Genomic DNA, 24,442 nt, shown 5'->3' with positions numbered 1-24,442 from the left:
TAGGGGTAGTTTACCCTACCGAAATGATTCGCGCTAGGAAAAATGCCCACGTAGTGACAATTCCTCCTAGGAGGTAGTGAGCTACACCCACAGCCCGACCCTGAATAATGCTCAGAGCGCGAGGCTGAATCGACGGAGCTACCTTGAGCTTGTTGTGAGCCCAAACAATCGACTCAATCAGTTCTTGCCAGTAGCCGCGGCCGCTGAACAGGAACATCAAGCTGAAGGCGAAGACGAAGTGTCCAGCTAGGAACATCAGACCGTAGGCCGACAGTGCCGAACCGTAGGACTGAATCACCTGAGAAGCTTGCGCCCACAGGAAGTCCCGCAGCCAGCCGTTAATCGTGATCGAACTTTGTGCGAAGTTGCCGCCGGTAATGTGAGAAATTGTGCCGTCTGACGATACTGTTCCCCACACGTCCGACTGCATTTTCCAGCTAAAGTGGAAAATCACGATCGAGATGCAGTTGTACATCCAGAACAAGCCTAGGAACACGTGATCCCAACCAGAAACTTGGCAGGTGCCGCCACGGCCTGGGCCGTCGCAAGGGAACCGGAAGCCCAAGTTGCCTTTGTCAGGAACCAAGCGAGAACTGCGTGCAAACAACACGCCCTTCAAGAGAATCAGGACTGTAACGTGAATGGTGAAAGCGTGGATGTGGTGGATCATGAAATCCGCCGTACCCAACTCGATCGGCATCATCGCTACTTTGCCGGCGACTACTACTGCACCGCCGCCAAAAGCGTGGCTGACGATTTCGGTAGCATTAGGCGCTGTTGTGCCCGGAGCCAAAGCGTGGATGTTTTGCACCCACTGGGCAAATATCGGACGCAACTGAATCCCGGTATCCGAGAACAAATCTTGAGGACGACCGAAAGCGCGCATCGTGTCGTTGTGAACGTACAAACCGAAGCTGTGGAAGCCCAAGAATATACAAACCCAGTTCAGGTGGGAAATGATCGCATCTCTATGACGGATCACGCGATCCAACAAGTTGTTGACATTTCCAGCGGGATCGTAATCCCGAACCATGAAGATTGCTCCGTGAGCGGCTGCTCCAACAATCAGGAATCCGCCAATCCACATGTGGTGGGTGAACAGGGATAGCTGAGTCGGGTAGTCGGTCGCGATGTACGGATACGGAGGCATCGCGTACATGTGGTGGGCGACGATGATGCTCAGAGAGCCCATCAGTGCCAAGTTAATCGCCAGTTGCGCGTGCCAAGAAGTAGTCAGGATTTCGTAGAGACCTTTGTGACCTTCACCAGTGAAGGGGCCTTTGTGGTTCTCTAGGATTTCTTTCATGCTGTGGCCGATGCCCCAGTTCGTGCGGTACATATGACCAGCCACGATGAACAGCACTGCCAAAGCCAAGTGGTGGTGTGCTGTATCAGTCAGCCACAAACCGCCTGTGGTGGGGTTCAGACCGCCTTTGAAGGTCAGGAAGTCTGTGTATGCGCCCCAGTTGAGGGTGAAGAAGGGGGTTAAACCTTTAGCGAAACTCGGGTAGATGTCAGCCATCAAGCCCGGTGTCAAAATCCACTCGTGCGGCAGGGGGATGTCGGCAACTGTTTTGATCAGCTTACCGCCGACTGTCAGCGGTGCACCTGCATCGATCGCGTCCATGCAAGCATTGATCGGCAGAGCCACGTGAATTTGTTGTCCTGCGAAGCCCAAGCACCCGCAGCCTAACAAAACTGCCAAGTGGTGGTTCATCATCGATTCCACGTTCTGGAACCATTCCAGTTTCGGAGCGCGGACGTGATAGTGGAACCAACCGGCAAACAGCATCAAAGCTGCCATTACCAGGGCGCCGATCGCAGTGCAATATAGCTGGTATGAGTTAGTGATGCCGTTGGCGCGCCACAGTTGGAATAGACCAGAGGTGATCTGAATCCCGTGAAAGCCGCCGCCTACATCTGCATTTAAAATTTCTTGACCAAAAATCGGCCAGACCACTTGAGCGCTGGGCTTGATGGCTGTAGGATTTGTCAGCCAAGCTTCGTAATTGGAAAATTTAGCGCCGTGGAAATATGCGCCGCTCAACCATACGAAGATTACTGCCAAGTGGCCGAAGTGAGCGCTAAAGATTTTGCGCGAAACGTCTTCTAAGTCACTTGTATGACTGTCAAAGTCGTGAGCGTTAGCGTGGAGGTTCCAAATCCAAGTGGTGGTTTTTGGCCCCTTAGCTAGAGTGCGATCAAAATGACCGGGTTTTGACCACTTCTCGAAAGAAGTTGGAACCGGATTCTTATCGACTACTACCCTAGCTTTTACCTCTCGCTCTGGAGGACTAATGGTCATGAAGACTCTCCTCTCGGTAAGACAAGGAACGAGAACTGAACACTGTACCGGACACTCCCCACGCTTGATTAGGCGGGGGATTCTCGAAAAAGCCGACACTACACGGCACTTTACTCTTTGCAGAGCTAGACGCAGGTGCATCGTCTCCCCAAGCATTTTGCTTCTGTGAAGAAGCCAGTTTCCCAGTGTCGCTAACAATGTGCCTGGGTACTGCCAACTCTTCTCGCTATCTGGAGCCGCCGATCGCGTCCTTGATTCAGACTTGATACGCCTGCTCCTTTTGAGGGAGTTTTATGAATTATAAGCTTGCTAGAGAAGTATTAATCGCTTGTTAACAATACTTAAAAAAGGCTCAATTCTTGATGTAATAACGCCTTTAAATCCCACAGTCCCTCAAAAAAGTCAAGGGGTACTGCCATTAACTTTACAAAACTCAAAGATAAGGTAATTTAGGAATACTCATTTGTAGATATATAGCCTTTCTCAGTAACATGAGGTGCTCTGGCGGCCTCCGTGGGCATAGGGCTTAGGGCATAGGCCTAGGACTCACCCCCATACCTCACCACGCTTGAGAACCGCTATATGTTTGGCAAAAAGGCTGTGGCAATTAAGAGTAGGAGAGGATGGGTTGCCCGCTGCTGCCTCAATTCGGGCTCCTACGCGGCTTGGGAATTCCAAAGCCGGCAATTCCCCAATACTAAATTCATTTTTGGGCTATAGTTCCCTATGAGAAGGCTTCTAGGAGTATGGTTGCGTGATTGGGATCAATTGGCACAGAACGGTTGCGGGCAGGCTGGTGGCATTGTTCGCAGTAGCAGTATTAATTTTGGGTTTAGCAAGTTGTGGCGCGGGCAATCCCGAATTGCCCAAATCAGGGAACAAGAGCGGCTCAGCTACCGCCCCAGTAAACAGAATCTCAGAGGTTTCTCCCCCAGAAGCCATTCAACAACTGCGTCAGGCTCTAGAAATCTACCAGCCTCAAATTAGTATTTTGAATCCAAAACCTGACGCAGTGCTTCAGGATATAAATGTATCTGTTGAGTTCCAAGTGAAGGACTTGCCCATTTTCAAAGATGCAAACTTGGGTTTGGGCCCCCATCTGCAAGTTTTATTAGACAACCAACCTTATGCAGCAGTTTACGACATCAAACAACCTTTAATGCTCTCCGACTTAGATCCCGGAACCCATACCCTGCAGGTGTTCGCCGCCCGCCCTTGGGAAGAAAGCTTTAAAAACGAAGGTGCCGCAGCTCAAACCACCTTTCACATTTTTACCAAAACAGACAATAATAATCCCGATCGAACATTGCCCCTATTAACGTACAACAGCCCCCAAGGCAGCTACGGGGCAGAACCCATCCTGCTCGACTTTTACTTGACAAATGCCCCCCCGCACCAAGTGGCGCAAGAAAATTCCCAAGATGAAATACTCGATTGGAAAATTCGAGCCACAGTCAACGGCCAAAGCTTTGCGATCGACCAGTGGCAACCTATATATCTTAAAGGATTCAAACCAGGGAAAAACTGGGTACAGCTAGAATTAATTGACGAGCGGGGAAAAATCGTCAAAAACGCCTTTAATAATACAGTCAGACTGATAAATTTCCAACCGCTCGGCCAAGAGCCTCTTTCTAAATTAGTGCGGGGCGAACTAACAGCAGCAGAAAGTCGCGGTATAGTCGATCGTACCTACCAAGCCCCCGAACCGACACCAACCCCAACCCCCGAACCGACACCGACACCTGCATTAGAAAAAACACCAGTTGTCCAACCCTCACCAGCGGTTCCAGAAACCCCTGTTACCCAACCGAGCTTAGAGCCAACAGTCGCTCCCGAAGTTGCTCCCATTCAAGTAATAGAAGCGACACCAACAGCAACCCCCCCACTCGAAGCGCCGAAAATTGTAGAACCAATTCAAGTAATAGAACCGACACCGACAGCAACCCCCCAACTCGAAGCGCCGAAAATTGTAGAACCAGTTCAAGTAATAGAACCGACACCGGCAGCAACTCCACAGTTAGAAACCCCGAAAGTTGTTGCACCCGTTAAAATAATAGAACCGACCCCAACAGCATCTCCCCAAACAAAAAAACAGGAATATAAAGGATACTACAATCGGTTCCGCAACTTCTTGCGTCAAGAACCCCAACCTGCTAATCCTTCAGAGCCACCAACCCTGCCAGAAATAACAGAAAAAGCTCCAGTACCAAAAGTAGTTGCTCCCGCGATACCAGAACAATCTCCCAATCTTGTACCGCCAACGCCACCAGTTGCCGCTGAAACTCCTAGCCAGCCAACCAGCGAATTAGCCCCTCCCGAAACAACAGTTTCCGAACCAGAAAATCAGCCAAAATCCGAACAAAAAGTCGAATTTGCCACCTAACAAAATCTTCCTGGGCTTCGTGGCATGGGCGTCCCGCCCGTGATCCAGTAGAATTTGCCACCTAACAAAATCTTTCTGGGCTTCGTGGCATGGGCGTCCCGCCCGCGATCCATCTGCGGTCAAAAATCAAAAATTAGGACACTAAAAAATGACCTACCTCGAAACAGCCGCCAAATTCTACAGCGATGTTGCCGAAACACCCCAAATCGGACTTTGCTGCGTCCAAAGCAGCCCCTTGCAATTGCCAGGATTAAAAATTCCCCAACAAATGCAAGAAATGAATTACGGCTGCGGCACAACCGTTCACGCCGCCGAACTTGTCGGCAATCCCTTCGTGCTTTATGTAGGCGTCGGCGGCGGATTGGAAGCACTACAATTTGCATATTTTTCTAGACACAAAGGAGCGGTTATTGCCGTCGATCCAGTTCCAGCAATGCGAGATGCTGCTGCACGAAACTTGCAAATAGCCGCCCACGAAAATGATTGGTTCGATCCGAGTTTTGTAGAAATTTGTGAAGGCGATGCTTTTGCTTTGCCGGTGCCGGATGCTTCTGTAGATGTTGTCGCCCAAAACTGCTTGTTTAATATCTTTGAACCAGCGGATTTAGCTAAAGCATTAAAAGAGACTTATCGGGTGTTAAAACCGGGTGGCAGATTGTTGATGAGCGATCCGATCGCAACTCGCCCCATTCCCCAGCATTTGAAGGAAGACCAACGCTTGCGGGCCTTGTGTTTGTCCGGCGCTTTGACATACGAAGAATATGTTCAACAGCTTGTAGACGTTGGTTTTGGGCAAGTCGAAGTGCGGGCGCGCCGTCCTTACCGATTGCTGGACAAACACAATTATCAATTGGATGCAGATTTGCTGTTAGAAAGCCTAGATTCGGTGTCTTTCAAAGTGGATGTACCGGATGATGGAGCTTGCATTTTCACTGGCAAGACGGCGATTTATACGGGGTCTGAAGAGCTGTTTGATGACGGGGCGGGTCACGTTTTGCAGCGGGGCGTGCCGGCGGCAGTGTGCGATAAAACTGCTGGGAAGTTGGGGGGATTAATGCCCGATAAGGTGTTAATTACTGATTCGACTTGGCATTATAACGGCGGCGGTTGCTGTTAGATTTATTTCGGAATAATGCGGCTGTAAGCTGTTCGGCATTTAAAGGGCTTGCGTAAGGTGCGTCAGCATCTAAGGTTTTCCGTTTCAGCGTAAGGGTTATAGCTGACGCACCCTACTAGCCTCGTTACTGGTTTAAATGCTCCACAGCTTAATCTTTGGGGAATAGAGCGTTTCTCAAAAAAGTGAGGTGTGTGGGCGCTTCCTATGCCCTCTTTGCACCTTGCACCGGGAGCATCTCAGTTTTGCAAAAAGCATTTTTTTTATTATAGTGCAAGCGTCCCCGCTCGCGTATTCTACAAATCGCGAGCGGGGGACGCTCGCACTATAAATACAAAACTGAGATGCTCCCTTTGCACCTCATGTTGGTGAGCAATGGTATAGAGATCTCTAATTTTAGACTTCGCCTCAAATTTTCATCAAATTTTTATTTCCACCTGACATCCTAGCGGGAGAAGGTTCACAACTCTGAAGTAAGGAATAGATTGCTCTTGAGAGGAGTGGCTGTCTTCATCACCCCCGTTCGCTAAATGTGAGGAGGAAATTTCCATGCTATCGAAATCTTTAAATTCAAGTTCATTATCGATCGTCCGTTACGGATCTAGTTTTGTTTTGGGATTAGTGTTGTGCACGGCTTCGGCCCCGGTGCTGGCGCACGTTGGGCATGACAACGAGTTTGCAGGTGGGGATGCGGCGAAGATTATGCAGCCGATCGAAGTTGATGCCAGTAAAGCAACCGCATTGGGAATTAAGACAGAGGCAATTGCCCCTACAACCGATGGAGGTATTGTTAAAGTTCCCAGCACCAGCTTAGTTGATGCCAATGGGCAAAAGCTCGTCTACATCCAGGAAGGAACAACCTACAAACCAATCTCAGTTCAGATTGGTAGCGACTCTGGAGATGTGGTGGAAATTAAAGAAGGCAATTTAGTTCCGGGAAATCAGATTGTGATGCAGGGGGCAACGTTTTTGTACTCGGAGGCATTGCGAGGTAAACCGCAGGCCCAAACCCCGCCATCACCCGCTACATCGCAAGTAGAAACGCAAGCATCACCCGCTACATCGCCAGCAGAAACGCAAGCATCGGCCGCTACATCGCCAGCAGAAACGCAGCCTGCTCAAGGATCGTCACCTTTGATGTGGGTAGCAGGCGCAGGAGTTTTACTGGTGGGTGGATTCGCCCTCTTTGGGTTAAAAGGCAAGGATCGGTAGACATTCAAAAACCAAGATTTTTGGTAACAGTCGATCGCGACGGAGTAAAAATCTTTACTCCGTCTCCTAAAAGCTTGCCTAATGCTATCCAAATTTCATTTTTATGTTAAACGTCATCCCCAAATGGTCTATTGCTCAACGATGGTTAGTGGTGATCGGGGCGATCGCCCTGACCATCTGGAGCCTGTATACTGTAAGTCGAATGCCCCTCGACGTGTTGCCCAACTTTGCGCCCCCTCAAGTAGAAGTACAGACAGAAGCCCCCGGTCTAGCCCCGGAAGCGGTGGAATCGTTGGTGACGTTACCGCTAGAAAGTGCGGTCAACGGAACACCAGGAGTTGAAGTCGTTCGTACCTCCTCAGCCGTAGGAATTTCTGTATTGCGGGTAGTGTTTAAGTGGGGTACTGACCCGTATCAAGCTCGTCAACTCGTGGCAGAGCGATTGCAGGACGCGCAAGACCGACTACCGGAAGGGGTTGGTACCCCGCAGATATCGCCCCTAGCTCCCCCCATCGGAACGGTGATTCAATATGCGTTCACGTCTGACACTACATCGATCATGGAAGTGCGACGTTTGGTGGATGGCAAAGTCAACAATCGGTTGTTGGCAGTTCCAGGCGTATCGCAAGTGCTGGTTTACGGCGGAGACGTGCAGCAGTTTCAGGTCATTGCGAATCCTGAAAAACTCAAAGCGTTGAAGGTTTCGCTACAGGAAGTCGTCAAGGCGGCAAACGAGGCAAATGCCAAAACCGCCGGTGGATTGTTGATTGACCCCGATCGCGAATTGGTCATTCGGGGAGAGGGACAAATCCAGACGATCGCAGATTTGCAAAAAGCTGTGGTCAAGGTGCAGGAGGGAAAACCCATTCTACTGCGGGATGTGGCAGAGGTGAAGATTGGGGCTGCACTCCAGCGAGGCGATGCCAGTTGGAATACTAAACGGGCTGTGGTCGTGATGGTCAACAAGCAACCTTTGGTGGATAGTCCTACCGTCACGCAAGCCATCATCGAGGCGATGGAGGAAATTAAACCGGGCTTACCCAAGGATGTGAAGGCAAACGTCACTTTCCGGCAAGATGCCTACATTGATGCCTCAGTTGGTAATGTGCGATCGGCCTTGATCGAAGGCAGTTTGATTGTCGCAGCCATTCTGATTCCCTTTCTGATGAACTGGCGCACTCTCTCTGTCTGTTTGTTTGATTTCTTTCTGACGCTACTGTTTTCACTGTTGGTGTGTTCCTGGATCGGTTTGGAACTCAACACCATGACCCTCGGCGGATTGGTAGTGGCGATCGGAACAGCCGTGGATGATGCGATCGTCTACTGCGAAAATACCTACCGCCGCTTACGGGAAAATCGCCTCTCGCCCAATCCCCAGCCACCACTGGAAATTATTTTTGAGGGTTCTCAGGAAGTGCGCGAGTCGCTGATTGGGGCGACGTTAATTGGCATTATTGTCTTTTCACCGATTTTCACACTCTCTGGGGTAGAGGGGCGGATCTTCACCCCGATGGGCATTGCCTACCTAGTGGTGGTTGTCATCTCCAGCCTGGAATCGCTAGTAATCTCCCCTGCATTGTGTGCCATTCTGTTACCGCACAGCCGGATGCAGACGACAGAACCCTTCCTAGCCCGGTGGTCTAAACAACTTTACGATCCGTTGCTGCGAATGGCGATGCGTCGCTCTACCTTAATTTTAGGATTGGCCACAGCCTCAATGGTAGCGGCAATGTTGATTGTGCCGACGTTAGGACGGGATTTTCTGCCAACGTTCCAGGAACGATCGCTGATGAATGCGATCGCCCTTTATCCGGGTTCCTCACTCGAAGCAACCAATCGCGTTGGCTTAGCAATTCAAAATGCTCTTAAGGATGACCCCCGGTTTGAATCAGTACAACTCCGGGCAGGGCGTGCTCCGGGTGATCCAGATGCGGCATCGGTGAACTTGGCACACTTAGACGTGGAACTAAGTGAAGCAGCGATGCAAAACCGTCCTGCCTCCATTGAAGCCTTGCGGGAGGCATTGGGTCAGTTTCCGGGAGTTGCCACCAATGTCGGTGGATTTATCAGTCACAGGATGGATGAAGTGTTGTCGGGGGTCAGGAGTGCGATCGCGATCAAAGTATTCGGCAATGACCTGCAAGAACTACGCCGCATTGGAGAACAAATCGAAGCCGCAATGAAAGACGTGAAGGGATTGGTAGACCTTCAGCTTGAGCCCCAAATACCGATCCGTCAAGTACAAATTCAATTTAACCGAGATGCAGCCGCTCGCTACGGATTGACGATCGCCCAATTGTCAGATTTCACCGAAACAGCCCTAAATGGTCGCGTGGTTGCTCAAGTGCCCGATGGTCAACAGTTGGTCGATGTGTTGGTTTGGGTCAACGAATCTGCCCGTCGCAATCTCAACACGATTCGCAACCTCCAAGTTAATACCCCAACAGGTCAAATCATCCCGCTTTCGCAGGTAGCAAAGGTTGACTTTGGCAATGGTCCGAACACGATTAACCGGGAAAATGTCTCACGTTTAATTGTAGTGTCAGCCAACGTACAGGGACGCGATGTTGCTTCGGTCGTCGGTGACATTCGCGCCAAGGTCAAGCAATCGGTGCAACTGCCCCAGGGCTACTATATTCAGTACGGCGGACAGTATGAGTCGGAACAACGGGCTGCTCAAAACTTCCTAATTTTCGGAATATTAGCAGTGCTAGCGATCGCCGTATTGATGTACTTCACGGTGAAATCCGTTCCTGCCATGCTGATGGTTATGATCAACTTACCATTAGCCCTGGTTGGCGGTGTTATCTCAGTCCTGCTGACGGGCGGCGTTATCTCAGTTCCGTCAATGGTAGGCTTTGTGACGCTGTTTGGCGTAGCGACGCGCAATGGATTGCTGCTCGTAGACAACTACAACACCAAACTGGCACAAGGAATGCCGCTTCCCAAAGTCATTGTCGAAGGCTCGATGGAACGGTTGCTGGCGATTCTGATGACAGCACTCACCTCGGCATTGGGGATGATTCCCCTGGTCTTAAGCGGTGGGGCTGGTAAGGAATTGTTGCAGCCTTTGGCGATCGTCGTCCTCGGCGGACTCTTTACCTCAACTGCTCTCACCCTACTGGTTCTACCTGCATTGTATGCTCGATTTGGCAAGTTTCTAATGCCTAAACGGGTGATGAAAGCAACCGAGTTGAAAAACTATGGCATTGAGCCGACACCAACCAAAGAAGTAGGCTAAACCTTGACCACTGGGTTAAAAACGGACAGAGATTGGCAACGGTGCTCGCAGGATTTTCCTAAAAGACTGTATGCACCGGTGCGTCGCTGTGAAACTATCGATATTATTTAGGAGCTTGATAGCGACGCACCCTACAGCTATTCTCTCTCTGTGTCCTCTGTGTCCTCTGTGGTTAAATCATTCCGATGCAATGAATTATATCGATATTATTTAGCAGCTTTGATAGCGACGCACCCAGAGCTAATTTTGGATAAATTTTGAGAATTAGTATGATCTGTTTGTTAGTAAAAAAGTATCGGACGAGATAGCTATAAAATGAGAATTCTGCTGGCGGAAGACGAACCAGATTTGGGTGCGATCGTGCAACGCACCTTGAGCCGAGAAAAGTACCTGGTGGATTGGGTGCAAGATGGCACCACTGCTTGGAACTATCTGGAAGACCAATGGATCGAGTACACGGTTGCCATTTTTGACTGGTTGCTGCCGGAAATCTCTGGCGTCGAACTATGCCAACGCTTGCGCCGGCAGAATAATCCTTTACCCGTTTTGATGTTGACGGCAAAAGATCGCACGGAGGATATGGTGGCGGGGCTGGATGCTGGGGCTGATGACTATTTGATGAAACCGTTTGTGAAAGCGGAGTTGTTAGCTCGGTTGCGAGCACTTCAGCGACGGGGACGGAGTTTGTCGCCAGAACAGTCGCCATATTTCAATCCTGCCCAACTTGAGGCGGGGCGATTGCGGCTTGACTATACTAAATCCATCATCTCCACTACGGATGACGGAGGACAGCTAACGGTGATTCCTCTGACGGCTAATGAGTTTCGGTTACTGGAATATTTCATGCAGCACCCGAACCAAATCCTCACGCGCGATCGACTTTTGACTCGGCTGTGGGATGTGGATACTGACCCGATGAGCAATGTAGTTGCTGCTAGAATTCGTCTGTTGCGCCGCAAGCTGGCAGATTATGGCTGTGACGGGATGATTGAAACGGTTCATGGATTCGGGTATCGCTTGAGCAAGTAATATGCACTCCAACAAGCTATTTAACCGCACGCGCTGGCAACTTGCGGGTTGGTATGCGATCGTCATTGGGTTGTTGTTAGGTATATGCGGTGTTGCAGTCTATCAGGTTGTGTTTCACACGCAGCGATACATCCTCCAGGAAAAACTACAGTCCTTAGCCGGAACGCTGCATGACACTATCGAACCACAATTACAACAACCGGGACAGCTTTCATCCAGCTTGAAAACTATTTTGCCCGGTTTATGTCTGTGGAATGAAAACTGTTACTCTTCAGGCAATGACGGGGCGCGACATACTGCTAGGGTGTTTCAGCAGGAGGGATATTATCTCCGCTTTTTAGACCAATCTGGGGAAATATTAGCAAAGGTTGGAGAGCAGCCGGATGTATTAGAAAACTTTGCACCAAAAGAGTTTTGGCAAATTCTGCATCTTTCTAATGGCGATCGCTTTTATCAAATTTCTCTATTACTGAGAACAAACAGCGGTTTGCCTTGGGGTTATATGCAAATTGGGCGATCGCTCAAAGAATGGGATGCTTATCTGAGCACTTTGCGATTGTTGCTCTTTTTAGGCTTACCCTTGGTCATGCTGCTAGTGGGAGGAGCTAGTTGGTGGTTATCTGGATTAGCGATGCGACCAATTTATCAGTCCTATCTCCAGATGCAACAATTCACCTCCGATGCCGCTCATGAATTGCGAACGCCTCTGGCTGTCATTCAGGCTACTGTTGAGGATACTCGTCTGGCTGAAGATTTACCGGAGGTTAGTCAAAACCTCGATATTATCGAACGACAAAACATCCGCCTTTCTAGGTTAGTGAAAGATTTATTGTTTATTTGTAGACTTGAGCAACAACAGATTCCGACTCAATTGCAGCATTGCTGTTTCAACTATCTGATCGGCGATTTAGTAGAAGAACTTGCAGGTTTAGCAATGGTGGCTTCGGTGGAATTGAAGTTAGAAATTCGTGCTTCGCGAGCCGTTGTAATTCTTGGGGATGAAGCCCAACTTTACCGAATGGTGACGAATTTAATTACCAACGCGATTAACTACACTCCCCCAGGAGGGCTAATCCTTGCCATCCTCGATTGCACCGACAAGGAAGCCATAATTCAAGTTCAAGATACAGGTGTTGGTATTGCCCTAGCCGAGCAAACGCGGATTTTTGATCGTTTCTACCGAGTGCAGAGCGATCGTTCTAGAGCCACGGGTGGTGCTGGATTAGGGCTATCGATTGCAAGTGCGATCGCAGTGGCTCATCAAGGCAGCATTCAAGTCCAGAGTGAGTTAGGAAAAGGCAGTACATTTACAATCCGTCTACCACTCAAATGAAAACAATATTACTGCGATCGCGTCAAGATTGCCTTTGCAAGGGGAACCGCAGAATATCAATCTGTGGGTTAACTCGATCGCAAGTGCGATCGACCACAAAAAAATTAACGGTGTATTGGTTATTTTGGAAAATAATTGCAGGGAAAAGCAAGCCTAAAATTTAGGACAAGCAAGAGACGCCAATTGCTGAAGTTGGTTGACAATAGCTTCCTAATACTATAGTATTCGATTATGACATATAAGACTATTGACTTATTTTCTGGTGCGGGTGGCTTGACTACAGGATTTCACCTGGCTGGTTTTGAATCTTTATGTGCGATCGAGATGGATGCGAAAGCTCTAGCGACCTATAAGCATAATTACCCAAACACCAAAATTGTTCATCAGGATATACGTGAGATCAATCCTTTGGATTTGCGATTATGTTTGGGTTTGCAGAGAGAGGAACTAACAGCGTTGATAGGCGGCCCCCCATGCCAAGGATTTTCAAGAAATATTCCTGCTGACTATCGCTACCTCAGCGACTCTCGCAATCAGTTATATCGGACATTTTTAGAATTCGTACAGGAATTTAGACCTCTTTACGTTGTTATGGAGAACGTACCTGAAATATTGAAAGCTTATGGTGGTGTAGTTAAGAATGAAATTACACAGCAACTTGAGTCGCAAGGTTATAAAGTCACTTATGGCTCACTAAACTCCGCGCATTATGGAGTACCGCAGACCAGATCGAGGGCTTTTTTCCTGGCGAGTTTAGATAAACCACTTCAATTCCCTGAACCTACACACGCTGGCGACATTAGAAGCGATTACAGATCTACTAAATCTTGTTACCAACTTAGTCTCCTAGAATCAAACATTTCTTCAGTCGTCACAGTTAAAGATGCGATTGGAGATTTGCCGTCATTGAACGCAGGAGAGGAATATAATGCTGAAGTTTATCCTTTTCCACCCCAAACTGCGTACCAAGCAATGATACGTAATGGAAGTACGAAACTTTTCAATCACGTTGCTCGTGCTTTGAGCCCCATTCAAATGTCAAGAGTGCGTCTTCTTAGTGAAGGGCAAGATGCTAGAGACTTGCCACCGGAATTAGCTCCTAAAAAGCACTATAGCGGTGCATATGGAAGGCTTTACTGGGATAAACCAGCAAGAACTATCACAAGGTGGGTTTTCCATCCCGGATCGGGCAGGTTTTTTCATCCAACCCAAAATCGGACAATTACCATCCGTGAAGCTGCAAGATTGCACTCTTACCCAGATAACTTTAACTTTCTGGGAACATACACTGATATGGCTTCTCAAATCGGAGAATCAGTACCCCCACTTCTAGGTAAAGCAATAGCTGCATCTATTCTCCAAGTTCACTGTCCAAAGACTGTGTACTGAGTTGATCTTGCAAAGCTGAGAGAACAGTTTGCACATATCGATCAAGTGTAATACGAGTTCGCTGAACCCTAATGTGAACGGCTTCTGGAGGAATGGTTCTAGCTCTAAAAAGTTGCTTTTGATTCTTGTACCAAACTAACTCTAGCTTACCTGCAACATTGCCTTGTAGGCCTACTCCGGATCTTCCAGTAACTCTATCAACTGTCCAAGCCCAAGAAAAAGCATTTGGGTCAAGTGGATTAAGAGGGAATTCACAGTAAATATATTCATATCCTCTAATGGTTTTCAGCAGTATGCCTTCATAGCTATTGGTAATGCTCTGTGCTGCTTGACTCGATATAATTTTCTCGTTCCAATGCTGAACAATAGCTGCTCCGAGTTCAGCAGGTGAGGATTGTTCCGTCAAACCAGGAAAACCAAGTTGGGCAGCCTTTTTGATCACATCTGCTCTCTGAATGACAAACAAAAATGTATTTACAACAGTAAGACTATTCAGTTGAAGAGATTTGAGTGACCAACCAGTTGCAGTCGTGGTGTCAACAGCATCATAGAGGAGTTTGCTACGTCCTAATGCTGGATCTGATAAAGGAATATGCTTGACATAATGAAAAATAGCTTCCCAAGTATAATCCTCTATCGAGCCTATAACTGGAGATGCAATGGTAGCAATAATGGCTTGCCTCAATCTTTCAATCTCGTTTTCCGTCAGCACTCAAGAGTTCCTCTACAACTCGTAAAAATTCACCCATTGTTATGTCCAGAGCATTTGTTATGTGACTAAGAACTCTAACAGATGGACTTTTCAGTCCTCGCTCAAGCTGGCTGATATAGGTTCTGTGCAGACCTGTGACTTCTGCCAGATATTCTTGTGACCAACGTTTCTCTATGCGACGACGTTGTATTTCTAGTCCTAAAGTTTGGTCTAGTTTGCTAGGCTGCATAGAGAGAAATAGTAAGGTTTTGAATACAAAAGTTCTACAGACTAAAGTATTCAATGTGGCAATATGAACACTGAACTCACTCCCCTCTGGTGGCACAGCCATCTTGGCTGTCTCCAAAAACCCTGGTTTAGTAAGCTTTCTTCCCATCCTGCCAAACTTCCCGCTAAATTAAAGAAGTAAAAAAATCATTCACGTCCTACCCAGGAGATGCCATGCCCCGCGTCAGAGCACCAGAATTCCCCGGAAACTACCCCTGGCTGAACACCGAAAAACCTTTATCCATTGAATCCTTAAAAGGGCGCGTCGTCCTTCTCGACTTCTGGACGTACTGCTGCATCAACTGCTTGCACGTCCTGCCCGACTTAAAATACCTCGAACAAAAATATAAAGATTCCCTCACGGTTATCGGCGTTCACTCGGCTAAATTTGAAAACGAAAAAGAAGTAGAAAACATCCGCCAAGCTATCCTCCGCTACGATATCGAACATCCTGTAATCGTTGACAGCGGCATGAAAGTTTGGCAAAGCTACGCGGTTCGCGCTTGGCCGACTTTAATGGTGATCGATCCTGAAAGTTATGTCGTTGGCTTTGTTTCGGGCGAAGGCAATAGAGAAGCACTTGACGAGTTAGTTGGCAAGTTAATTGCTGAATACAAAGATAAAAATGCACTCAACTTTAAACAACTGCGTTTTACCTTAGAAAAACAGCGCAAACCTGTATCAACACCGCTGGCTTTTCCCGGTAAAGTGCTGGCATTTGCGATCGCTGCAACGGAGGCAAAACAGCTTCACCAACAGGGCGCGCTTTTGGGCGAAATGAGTCAGGAAAATGAATCTGTAGATGAAACTGTATTGCCGGGGCCTGCTAATTCAGTCATCCAAAACTTAGTGGGTTCTTGCTTATTTATTGCCGATTCCGGCCACAATAGGATTGTTGTCAGCACCCTCGAAGGTGAGGTGCTGCACGTTATCGGTAGCGGTAAACCGGGTTTAACTGATGGGAACTTTGAAGAGGCTGAGTTTTATGCACCTCAAGGTATGGCTTTTGATGCAGAAAGTCAAATTCTATATGTTGCTGATACGGAAAATCATGCTCTCAGAAAGATTGATTTTACGACTCAACGGGTAGAAACTGTTGCTGGTACCGGCGAACAAAGTCACGAAATTTCCCCCCGCAGCGGCAAGGGTTTAGAAACGCAATTGAATTCGCCTTGGGATTTAGAAAGAGTTGGAAATAGACTTTTTATTGCAATGGCGGGTTCCCATCAAATTTGGGAAATGCAGTTAGACACTGGCACGATCGGCACTTATGCAGGTATTGGCCGAGAATCCTGTGTTGACGGAAGTCTTGCAGAATCTGCTTTTTCTCAGCCCAGCGGGTTGTCTACCGATCGATCGGAGTTGTTTGTTGCTGACAGCGAAATTAGTTCGATTCGCGCTGTGGGTATTGATGAAGACCCGAAGGTGCGTACAGTCTGCGGTAGCGGTGAATTGTTTGGTTTTGGAGATAAAGATGGTCGCGCTGAGGAGGTAAGGTTACAGCACTGTTTAGGTGTTGAATACGCTCAAAATTACCTCTGGGTTGCTGATACTTACAATCACAAAATTAAGCGGATCGACCACCGGGGCGGTACGTGCAGAACAATGATTGGAGATGGTACAGCAGGTTTGGTTGATGCTAAAGGTCTCAAGGCTCGATTTTTTGAACCTTCAGGGTTGAGTGCGATCGGGCCTCATTTGTTTGTTGCTGATACGAACAATCATGTAATCCGAAGAGTTGAGTTGGATACGCTGGAAGTCACAACTTTGGATTTCCCCAGTTTGTGCGCCCCGGATGTTTGTCTTCCTGATTAAGTCGATCGACCTTTTTTACTTCAGGCACGGTTCTCAATTCTCGTGATTGCCAGAAATATTGTGGTAAAGTAGGGTGCTCTTCGGCGCACCTTACCACAATTTTCAAGCCAAGTAAGTTAACCTAACAGTCATGGACGCAAAAACCAGGTTTCTTCAGGTAATTTTGTCATATACGCTCGATCGCCACAAAGAGAAACCGGGTTTTTTTGGTCTCGTGCGTCCAGGACTGCCCCAGTCGCATGGCGACGGAGAAACCGGGTTTTTCACCGAATCTGCGGCCTACAACAGGTCTTTTCGTAAAAAAACCCGGTTTCTAAACAATCGTGCATAAGTCTTATGCTGTTAATTCAATGGTGAGTTAACCCGCGATCGCCCAATACGGTTCAGATAAGACTGATCCCCCCTAGCCAAGCCAAGAGGGCGGGCACTCTTGGCACCGCCCCTACGAAGGGGGGGACAAGAAGTTGCTCTTGCGTCCCCCAACAATCAGGGGGATTTAGGGGGATCTCCGGGGAATTAACAGTGTTAACTGAACTGTATTGCGCGATCGCCCGTATTAAATAATCGCAAAAATCCTCGCCCCAATCTAAAATTCCGCATAGCTCAGCAGCCGCACTATTTTTTCATTATCGTTCAATTCGCCGACAATTCGTCGCACGGGTTTCGGCCAGATTTTAATCAAAGTAGGAGTTGCTGAAATCTGATCTGCCTCAGCTTGGTCTGGATGTTTCAAAACATCAATTACTTTTAAAGTGTAGGGACGATCGAGGCATTTCTCTAAGAACTGGTGTAAAGTTTCGAGGGTGCGTTCGGTGCTGGGGTTGCTGCCGGAAACAAACAGACGCAAAACGTACCCTTGAGTTTGTGGCGGTGGGGTGAGTGCTGTTGGTTTGGGAAGCCGAGTCTGCTGCGATTGCGGAAAGCCCAAGGGAGTTACGATCGAACTGTTCCAGTCCGATCGAGCTTCGGGGCTGGCATACTGTACAACTAAGTCGTGATTTTCCCAAAGTTCGGGGAATTGTTCGTGATAAGTAGCGATTGCCATCGGTTCGCACATTTCTTCGCTGCGGGGATGCCACACTAAGTCGCCAGTCCCAAAAATGGCGTTCAGCAGTGTTTGATGTCGGAGCACGGGGGGGTAAGCCTCGGCAGCAAGCCGCACCTGCCTATCGCCTGGATCGAGCCAGGAGTCAACGGTTGCTGTGTAGCAAGGTATCAGAAAATGCGGCGGTTCCGACAAACCGAGAATCTCCTGTAGAGCTACGCACAACTGCAAATGCCACCGAGTTTGCTTGCGGGGGTCTATGCAATAGATTAAGTCTCCCCCTGGTGTAAACAGCGCAATGCCTTTGAAAATTTCTGGCAAAATAGGGCGATCGACTTTCAATTCAGTACACCAATAAAAGTTAACAGTTAACAGTTAACTTTTAACTGCTAACTGTTAACACTCGACCTTTAGACTCGACCTCGGAGCATCTGAGCCATTTCGTTCGGGAACGGCGAGTTCTCTACACAAAGTTCTTCAGTAATCCGACCTTCTTGATAAAGGCCGTAGAGCGACTTATTCATCGTCGTCATGCCTTCATAAGTATCTTTGATCATGATTTGATTGATTTCCTCATTCTGGCCCTTCAGAATGTATTCCTTAACCACGTCGGTATTGATCATCACGTCGTGGAAAGCAGCCCGCTTTCCGTCTGTGGTTTTGCACAGCAGTTGAGCAATAATCGCCACTAGGGATTCGGAAATTGAGACCCGTATGGCATCCTGTTCTTCCGCCCCGAACATATCAAGAATCCGGTTCAGGGTCTTAACCGCACTGTTGGTGTGCAGGGTTCCTGCAACTAAGTGACCGGTTTGAGAGGCTTTGAGGGCGATTTCCACCGTCTCTCTGTCCCGAATTTCTCCTACTAGCAGCATATCCGGGTCTTGTCGCAGAGCGCCTTTGAGAGCGCTCATAAACTTGAGGGTGTGCCTGCCGACTTCCCGGTGCTTAATCAAGGATTTTTTGCTTTCGTGTACGAATTCTACCGGGTCTTCGATCGTGATGATATTGTAGGCTTTATTCTTATTGATGTAGTCGATCATCGCGGCCAACGTGGTAGACTTACCCGAACCTGTCGGGCCTGTCACCAAAATCAGCCCTTTGTGGTAGCCACATATTTTCCTAAATACCTCCGGCAGTTTCAATTCCTCCATTGTCAAGATTTTGGCAGGAATTAGTCGCAGTACCATCGCCGGGCCGGCCAAGGAGTCCATGCAACTGATCCGAATGCGGACGAACCCGAAGTCGAAAGCGCCGTCAAAGTCTAGGGTTTTTTGGAAAATTTCAATTTCTTCATCGCTCATGCACTCGCGCAACCAGCCAAAAAACGTATCTAAATCCGTCGGTGGATAGCCGATGTCGGCAATCTCGCCCCGCGTGCGGAAGCGGGGAACTTCGTTTACTCCGAGGTGAAGGTCGGATACTCCTTCTTCTTTGGCTCGCATGACTAGCTCTTTCAAAGTCGGAGATCCGCCGCTGCTAGAGAGCGGGCCTTTAGGTGTGGCGAAGGATTGCGGCGCTGGTGCGGGTGGCGCTGCTGGTGCGGGTGCGGGCGGCGGTGCTGGTGGCATTCCTGCTGCTCTGGGGGGCATCCCTGGAGCTGGAGGGCGGGGCATTCCGGGCGGTGGGGGGGCTCCGGGTACGGGCGGGCGAGGAGCGGGCGGATGCTGTTGTGTCATATGCGCTACCTTAAGTTGGTGAGAAGGCTGACTCGAACAGATGATTTGTGGAAGTTGGACAATGCCGATCGCCATTGTGCGCGTCTTGCACAAAAGCTTAACTGTTGTACTAAGTCTATCCTAAGAGGGGGTCATAATGCTGCACTAATAAGGAAATATTCTGCCAATTGGAGGATGCGATCGCTCTGGCCCTAGCAGCAAATATGGATTTTCTACTTTTTGGGAGAATTTTTGTTAAGGAAAAGAGTTTTCCGCAGCCAGGCAGTATAAATTGATACTTTATCCAAATATTAAGGACTTAAACCGATGAATTCTGCCGATCGGGCTTTTACTCCAGCTCTGGAGTTGGCGGAGTCGATCCGCACCCTGGAAGTGTCGCCTTTAGAAATTGTCAATCTCTACTTGGAACGCATTGAGCGATTAAACCCTGATCTGGGCAGTTATTTTACTGTAACGGCCGAGCGGGCGATCGCCCTGGCTAAATCTCAAACCGAAAAACTAGCTGGGTTAAACAAGCCACAGGAATTGCCACCTTTTTTCGGAGTGCCGATCGCCATTAAAGACTTGACACCAGTTACCGGCGTTCCGTGTACATACGGCACTCAGGCTTTGCTGGGTAACATCTCTGCCTACGACGAGTCAGTAGTATGGCGGATAAAAGCAGCGGGATTTAACATTCTGGGGAAAACAGCAACCTCTCAAATTGGCTCATTACCTTACACCGAACCCGAAGGTTTCCCACCCGCCCGCAATCCCTGGAATTTAGACTATACACCCGGAGGTTCCAGCGGTGGCTCAGCGGCGGCTGTAGCAGCGGGTTTGTGTGCGATCGCCCAAGGTTCAGACGGTGGCGGTTCGATTCGAGGCCCAGCTTCCTGCTGCGGTTTAGTGGGCATTAAACCGTCGCGGGGGCGAGTTTCCTGGGCACCTGTCGGAGATTACCTCAGTGGCATTTCTGCCAACGGCCCACTGGCGCGCACTGTAGCTGACGCCGCCGCACTTTTGGACGTGATGTCAGGCTACACAACAGGCGATCCGTACTGGCTACCAGATTCAAATCCGACTTTTCTAGAGGCTTCCCGTCAACAGCAGGGCAAACTGCGAATTGCGTTTTCTACGACTATTTCCCCTGTGGGCGAGGCTGCGCCTATCTGTCAGCAAGCGGTACTCGAAACAGTAAAATTATTGACAGATTTGGGTCATGATGTCGAACCTGGATGCCCGGATTTTACGGGTTTAATCGAACCGTTTATCGCAGTTTGGCAGTCGGGGGCGGCGGCAAGCGGTATTCCCGGCCCTGCTTTGGAACCGATGAATCGCTGGCTGTTAGAAAGAACTATTTCGGCTGGGGAATATTTGCGGGCGGTGAATCAAATGCAGGTGATTTCACGGCGGATTGTGGGATTCTTTGAAAAATTTGATGTGTTAGTTTTGCCGACTTATATGCACTCGCCAATCCGGGTTGGGGAGTGGGCGGATTTGAGTTTTGAAGAAACTTTGCAGCACATTATTAATTGGGTTGCTCCTTGTCCGCCGTTTAATGCTAGCGGTTTGCCTGCGATCGCACTTCCTGCAATTTTAGATAACAACGGTTTGCCCGTGGGAATTCAAATTATCGGGCGGCCAGCGGCGGAAGCAACTTTAATTGCTTTAGCGGCGCAGATGGAAGCGGCGAAACCTTTCCCCGTTTTAGATTTTAAATAGAGAAGAGCAAGGGATAAAAGCACGTTTCCCTTTTTTAGGGGTATGCCAAATCAGGATTGGTGCGCGGGGAACTAGAAATCCGGTTTTTCGCAGAAATTTCTATTGAGTGTTGACTGTTTGACATTTGAACAATACCCATGCAACGGCAAACGAGAGGATTGAGAAAGGGGACAATTTTCTGTTTTAGTTTGGGTAAACAAAAATAAAACACTTCTTAAGGTACTTGATTTTTTGGCGAAAGAGGGTATAATCTTTTCAACTTCCTTCCCGATGGCGGGTGTATCTAAAAAAATACCTTATGTTTAACACAGCAGGACTGTTTGAAGAAAACCAGATTCCGGGAAATGTTGTGGGTGTTTCAGCGGCAATACAAGACTTATTGGGCAGTAAGTTCGAGCGCTTAAATCGGATCAGCCAAAGTGCCGTCGGGGATACCAATGGTTTATGTGATACCAGCTACGATTCGACTCAAAAACCCGATTGGGCGGCTGCTGCGACTGGTAGTGCGATCAGCCTTTTTGAGCCATCCACCGACTTCGGTCTCCAATCGTCAGGAGGGGACAATCTTAAAGTTGATAGTAGTCTAAAATCCCAGATTGCTGTCTCCAATCAAGTTCAGAGAGACGAACTGACAGGGATGGATTTTGCTGTTGGTGATAGTGGTGGCAAGCCCGAACTCTCCCTATCCCAAACTTCTTCCCTATTTCCTGATGAAAAGTGGGCTTTCAATTTTAAAGATTACACCATCGAACACCAAGGTTTAAACACCCTCAACCTCAAAGTTGGTTACGGGTTAAAACCGGGAATTACCCCGAACGAATATCCAGATTTTGTTCCCATTTACCAAAGTATTGATAATTTCCTAGTTAACTACCCGAACGAAACAGATTTTTGGGAAATTGTTAACAAAAATTTGACGGAAAAGGTGCTTAATGAAAATCCGGTACTGACAGATGTTACGATTCAACTGGAAGTTTTGCCAACGGAGAGATTGCCCTACGATCGCGCCAGTACAGTTTTCCGCAGTCAATCGGGCAAAATCACAGAAGATTGGAATTTTTCAGTCAAAGACTACGCAATCAATCACCAAGGATTGAACAAGCTGAATCTCGATATAGATTACCAGTACAAGCCGGAAATCGCTCCCAATGAATATCCCGATTTTGTGCCAATCTACAAGAGCATTGATAACTTTTTCACCACATATCCGAACGAAACTGATTTTTGGGAAGTTGTCAATAAAAACTTGACTCAAAATATCCTCAACGAAAATCCTGCATTGGCGGCAATTAAGATAGATTTCAACGTTCTGCCAAGCCAAACCTTGCCCTACAACCGCACCAGCAAAGTTACTCGCACTCAACCCAGCAATCCTCAAGGAACTTTCCTAGTTGGCAATAGCAGGGGAAATAATGTACTTCGGTTTGACGGCAATACCGGCAATTTTCTAGGCGAATTTATTTCACCGGGAAGCGGCGGTTTGTCCAATCCAGATACGATCGTTTTTGGGCCAGATGGCAATGGCGATGATAAGTCGGACATTTACGTTGCTAGCGGCGAAAAGCCCGGAAATTCGGGAGAACCGACAGCATCTGCGGTATTGCGGTATGACGGAATTACTGGCGCATTTATTGACAAGTTTGTCGGGGATAATCCGAACACGGCGGTAGATGAAACTGGCGGATTGTTTCGCCCTTACGGTTTAGCTTTTGGCCCTGACGGTAATTTTTATGTCAGCAGTTTTTTGAGTGACCAAATTCTCCGATATAACGGCAAAACAGGACAGTTTATTGATGTATTTGCTTCGGGAAATCAGCAAGGGGGAGGATTGAATGGCCCGAACGGTTTACTGTTTGCTCCTGACGGCAATTTGTATGTGACAACGCAGGGGAGTGTTGCTCGCAATGGTAAAGCAGATTATAGCGCCGGTTTCCCCAGTCAGGTGCTGCGTTACAACCCTGAAACCCGGCAGTCAAGTATCTTTGCTTCGCCCGATCCTTCGCCTCGGAGTCAGGGATTTGCAAGTCTTTTGGGAATGGCAATCGGGCCCGGTGACGGCGACCTTTATGTCAGCGATTTTGCTAACGATATCAGGCGCTACAATTTACAAAGTGGGGAATTGGTCAAGGTTTTATCTACCAATTATACTGATACTTCCCCCAGTAGCAATTATGTAGGTAGTTTGGCCTTTTCGCCGATCGGCAATTTGTTTGCAGTTGGCTTTGACAACCGCACCAATGCTAACAGTGCCGGCGCTGTTTTGCGGTACAATGGCAAGACTGACGAACCGCTGCCCATATCGGGGAATCCAGGGTCGAGTAACAGTTCTATTTTTGTCCCTCCCGACAGCAAGCTACAGCGTCCAATAGGAATTTCTTTCTTTCCGTCCGATGGTCAACTGACGCAGAAATGGAATTTTAGCTTGGCAAATTACCCAATTAATCATCAAGGGTTAAACAACCTGAATATTGATGTAAATTATCAGTACAAAGACGGGATTCTAAATTATCAGTATCCTGATTTTGTGCCGATTTACAAGAGCATTGACAATCTTTTAGTTAACTACCCGAACGAAACAGATTTTTGGGAAATTGTCAACAAAAATCTGACCGAGAAAGTGCTCGCTGACAATCCGGCACTTTCGTCGGTGACGCTTAATTTGGATGTTTTACCGACGAACCGATTGCCTTACGATCGCAGCAGTACCGTTACTCGCACTCAAGATGGTAAATTAGGCGAAGCATGGGATTTCAAGATTCCTAATTACTCGATCGATCACCAGGGTTTGAATAACCTCAATATGGATGTCAAATATCAGTACAAACCAGGAATTACGCAGGATGAGTATCCAGACTTTGTGCCGATTTACAAAAGCATCGACAGTTTCTTGACTAATTATCCCAATGAAACGGATTTCTGGGAAATTCTTAATAAGAGTTTGACGCAAAAGCTGCTAGCCGAAAATCCGGCTTTGGATTCGTTGCAAATTAATCTGGAGGTTTTGCCTACAAACAGATTGCCTTACGAGCGAGCTAGCATTGTGTCGCTCGCTTAGCCTATCATTGAAAATTAGATGGAAAAATCTTGACAAGAAATACATACTTAGCTACCGTAAGGGTACGGTTAAGTAAGTTGCGTAGAAACCCGGTTTTTTCGCGTCCAAGACTAACCCATTTAAATTGTCTGTTGTGGTGAAAAACCCGGTTTTTTTAAG

The 24,442-nt window shown here is 48.0% G+C and carries 16 protein-coding genes; 11 read left to right on the top strand and 5 right to left on the bottom strand.

Annotated features, from left to right (window positions below; genetic code table 11):
- Positions 1-10: 10 nt before the first annotated feature.
- A complete protein-coding gene (gene psaA, locus QUB35_RS06630; RefSeq protein WP_333140502.1) occupies positions 11-2,305 on the bottom strand; it encodes a photosystem I core protein PsaA in 2,295 nt (764 codons plus the stop codon).
- 754 nt (positions 2,306-3,059) lie between these two features.
- Here psaA and QUB35_RS06625 point away from each other — a divergent pair.
- From QUB35_RS06625 to QUB35_RS06590, 8 genes are all read left to right on the top strand, one after another.
- A complete protein-coding gene (locus QUB35_RS06625; protein ID WP_333140500.1) occupies positions 3,060-4,688 on the top strand; it encodes a hypothetical protein in 1,629 nt (542 codons plus the stop codon).
- A 148-nt stretch (positions 4,689-4,836) separates the two neighbouring features.
- Positions 4,837-5,805 (top strand): arsenosugar biosynthesis arsenite methyltransferase ArsM, encoded by a 969-nt coding sequence (gene arsM, locus QUB35_RS06620; protein WP_333140498.1) that lies wholly within the window; start codon positions 4,837-4,839, stop codon positions 5,803-5,805.
- Between the two features lie 546 nt (positions 5,806-6,351).
- The gene (locus QUB35_RS06615; RefSeq protein WP_333140495.1) at positions 6,352-7,014 is read left to right on the top strand and encodes a hypothetical protein; all 663 of its coding nucleotides are present in this window, start codon (positions 6,352-6,354) and stop codon (positions 7,012-7,014) included.
- Between the two features lie 103 nt (positions 7,015-7,117).
- Complete coding sequence (locus QUB35_RS06610; protein WP_333140493.1) at positions 7,118-10,255, top strand: efflux RND transporter permease subunit; 3,138 nt, start codon at positions 7,118-7,120, stop codon at positions 10,253-10,255.
- A gap of 315 nt (positions 10,256-10,570) precedes the next feature.
- Positions 10,571-11,284, top strand: coding sequence for a two-component system response regulator RppA (gene rppA, locus QUB35_RS06605; protein ID WP_333140491.1), 714 nt, complete (start codon positions 10,571-10,573; stop codon positions 11,282-11,284).
- A gap of 1 nt (position 11,285) precedes the next feature.
- A complete protein-coding gene (gene rppB / locus QUB35_RS06600) occupies positions 11,286-12,617 on the top strand; it encodes a two-component system sensor histidine kinase RppB (protein WP_333140489.1) in 1,332 nt (443 codons plus the stop codon).
- Complete coding sequence (locus QUB35_RS06595; RefSeq protein WP_333140487.1) at positions 12,614-12,781, top strand: hypothetical protein; 168 nt, start codon at positions 12,614-12,616, stop codon at positions 12,779-12,781. The genes rppB and QUB35_RS06595 overlap by 4 nt, the downstream gene beginning before the upstream one ends.
- 67 nt (positions 12,782-12,848) lie before the next feature.
- Positions 12,849-14,006: a DNA cytosine methyltransferase gene (locus tag QUB35_RS06590; protein WP_333140485.1), complete on the top strand. Its 1,158-nt coding sequence runs from the start codon at positions 12,849-12,851 to the stop codon at positions 14,004-14,006.
- Here the strand turns inward: QUB35_RS06590 and QUB35_RS06585 are convergent.
- Both QUB35_RS06585 and QUB35_RS06580 read right to left on the bottom strand, forming a co-directional pair.
- Positions 13,969-14,718, bottom strand: coding sequence for a hypothetical protein (locus QUB35_RS06585; protein ID WP_333140484.1), 750 nt, complete (start codon positions 14,716-14,718; stop codon positions 13,969-13,971). The two genes, QUB35_RS06590 and QUB35_RS06585, sit on opposite strands and share 38 nt — an antisense overlap.
- A complete protein-coding gene (locus QUB35_RS06580) occupies positions 14,696-15,094 on the bottom strand; it encodes a helix-turn-helix transcriptional regulator (protein ID WP_333140482.1) in 399 nt (132 codons plus the stop codon). The genes QUB35_RS06585 and QUB35_RS06580 overlap by 23 nt, the downstream gene beginning before the upstream one ends.
- Positions 15,095-15,159: 65 nt before the next feature.
- Between QUB35_RS06580 and QUB35_RS06575 the strand changes: the two genes are divergently transcribed.
- Entirely contained in the window at positions 15,160-16,800 is a 1,641-nt protein-coding gene (locus tag QUB35_RS06575) for a thioredoxin-like domain-containing protein (protein ID WP_333140480.1), read from the top strand.
- Positions 16,801-17,386: 586 nt separating this feature from the next.
- Here QUB35_RS06575 and QUB35_RS06570 read toward each other — a convergent pair.
- Both QUB35_RS06570 and QUB35_RS06565 read right to left on the bottom strand, forming a co-directional pair.
- Positions 17,387-18,187: a circadian clock KaiB family protein gene (locus QUB35_RS06570; protein ID WP_333140477.1), complete on the bottom strand. Its 801-nt coding sequence runs from the start codon at positions 18,185-18,187 to the stop codon at positions 17,387-17,389.
- Between the two features lie 68 nt (positions 18,188-18,255).
- A complete protein-coding gene (locus QUB35_RS06565; RefSeq protein ID WP_333140590.1) occupies positions 18,256-19,524 on the bottom strand; it encodes a type IV pilus twitching motility protein PilT in 1,269 nt (422 codons plus the stop codon).
- A gap of 306 nt (positions 19,525-19,830) precedes the next feature.
- On the opposite strand from QUB35_RS06565, the gene QUB35_RS06560 reads away from it, so the two are divergent.
- Positions 19,831-21,228, top strand: coding sequence for an amidase (locus QUB35_RS06560; RefSeq protein WP_333140475.1), 1,398 nt, complete (start codon positions 19,831-19,833; stop codon positions 21,226-21,228).
- Positions 21,229-21,526: 298 nt separating this feature from the next.
- Positions 21,527-24,283, top strand: coding sequence for a hypothetical protein (locus tag QUB35_RS06555; RefSeq protein WP_333140473.1), 2,757 nt, complete (start codon positions 21,527-21,529; stop codon positions 24,281-24,283).
- Positions 24,284-24,442: the final 159 nt, after the last annotated feature.

Source organism: Microcoleus sp. B13-B6 (assembly GCF_036705405.1).
In the GTDB taxonomy this organism is placed as follows: Bacteria; Cyanobacteriota; Cyanobacteriia; order Cyanobacteriales; family Microcoleaceae; genus Microcoleus.
Note: the sequence above shows the minus strand (reverse complement) of the source record. Positions and strands in the feature narration are given on the sequence as shown.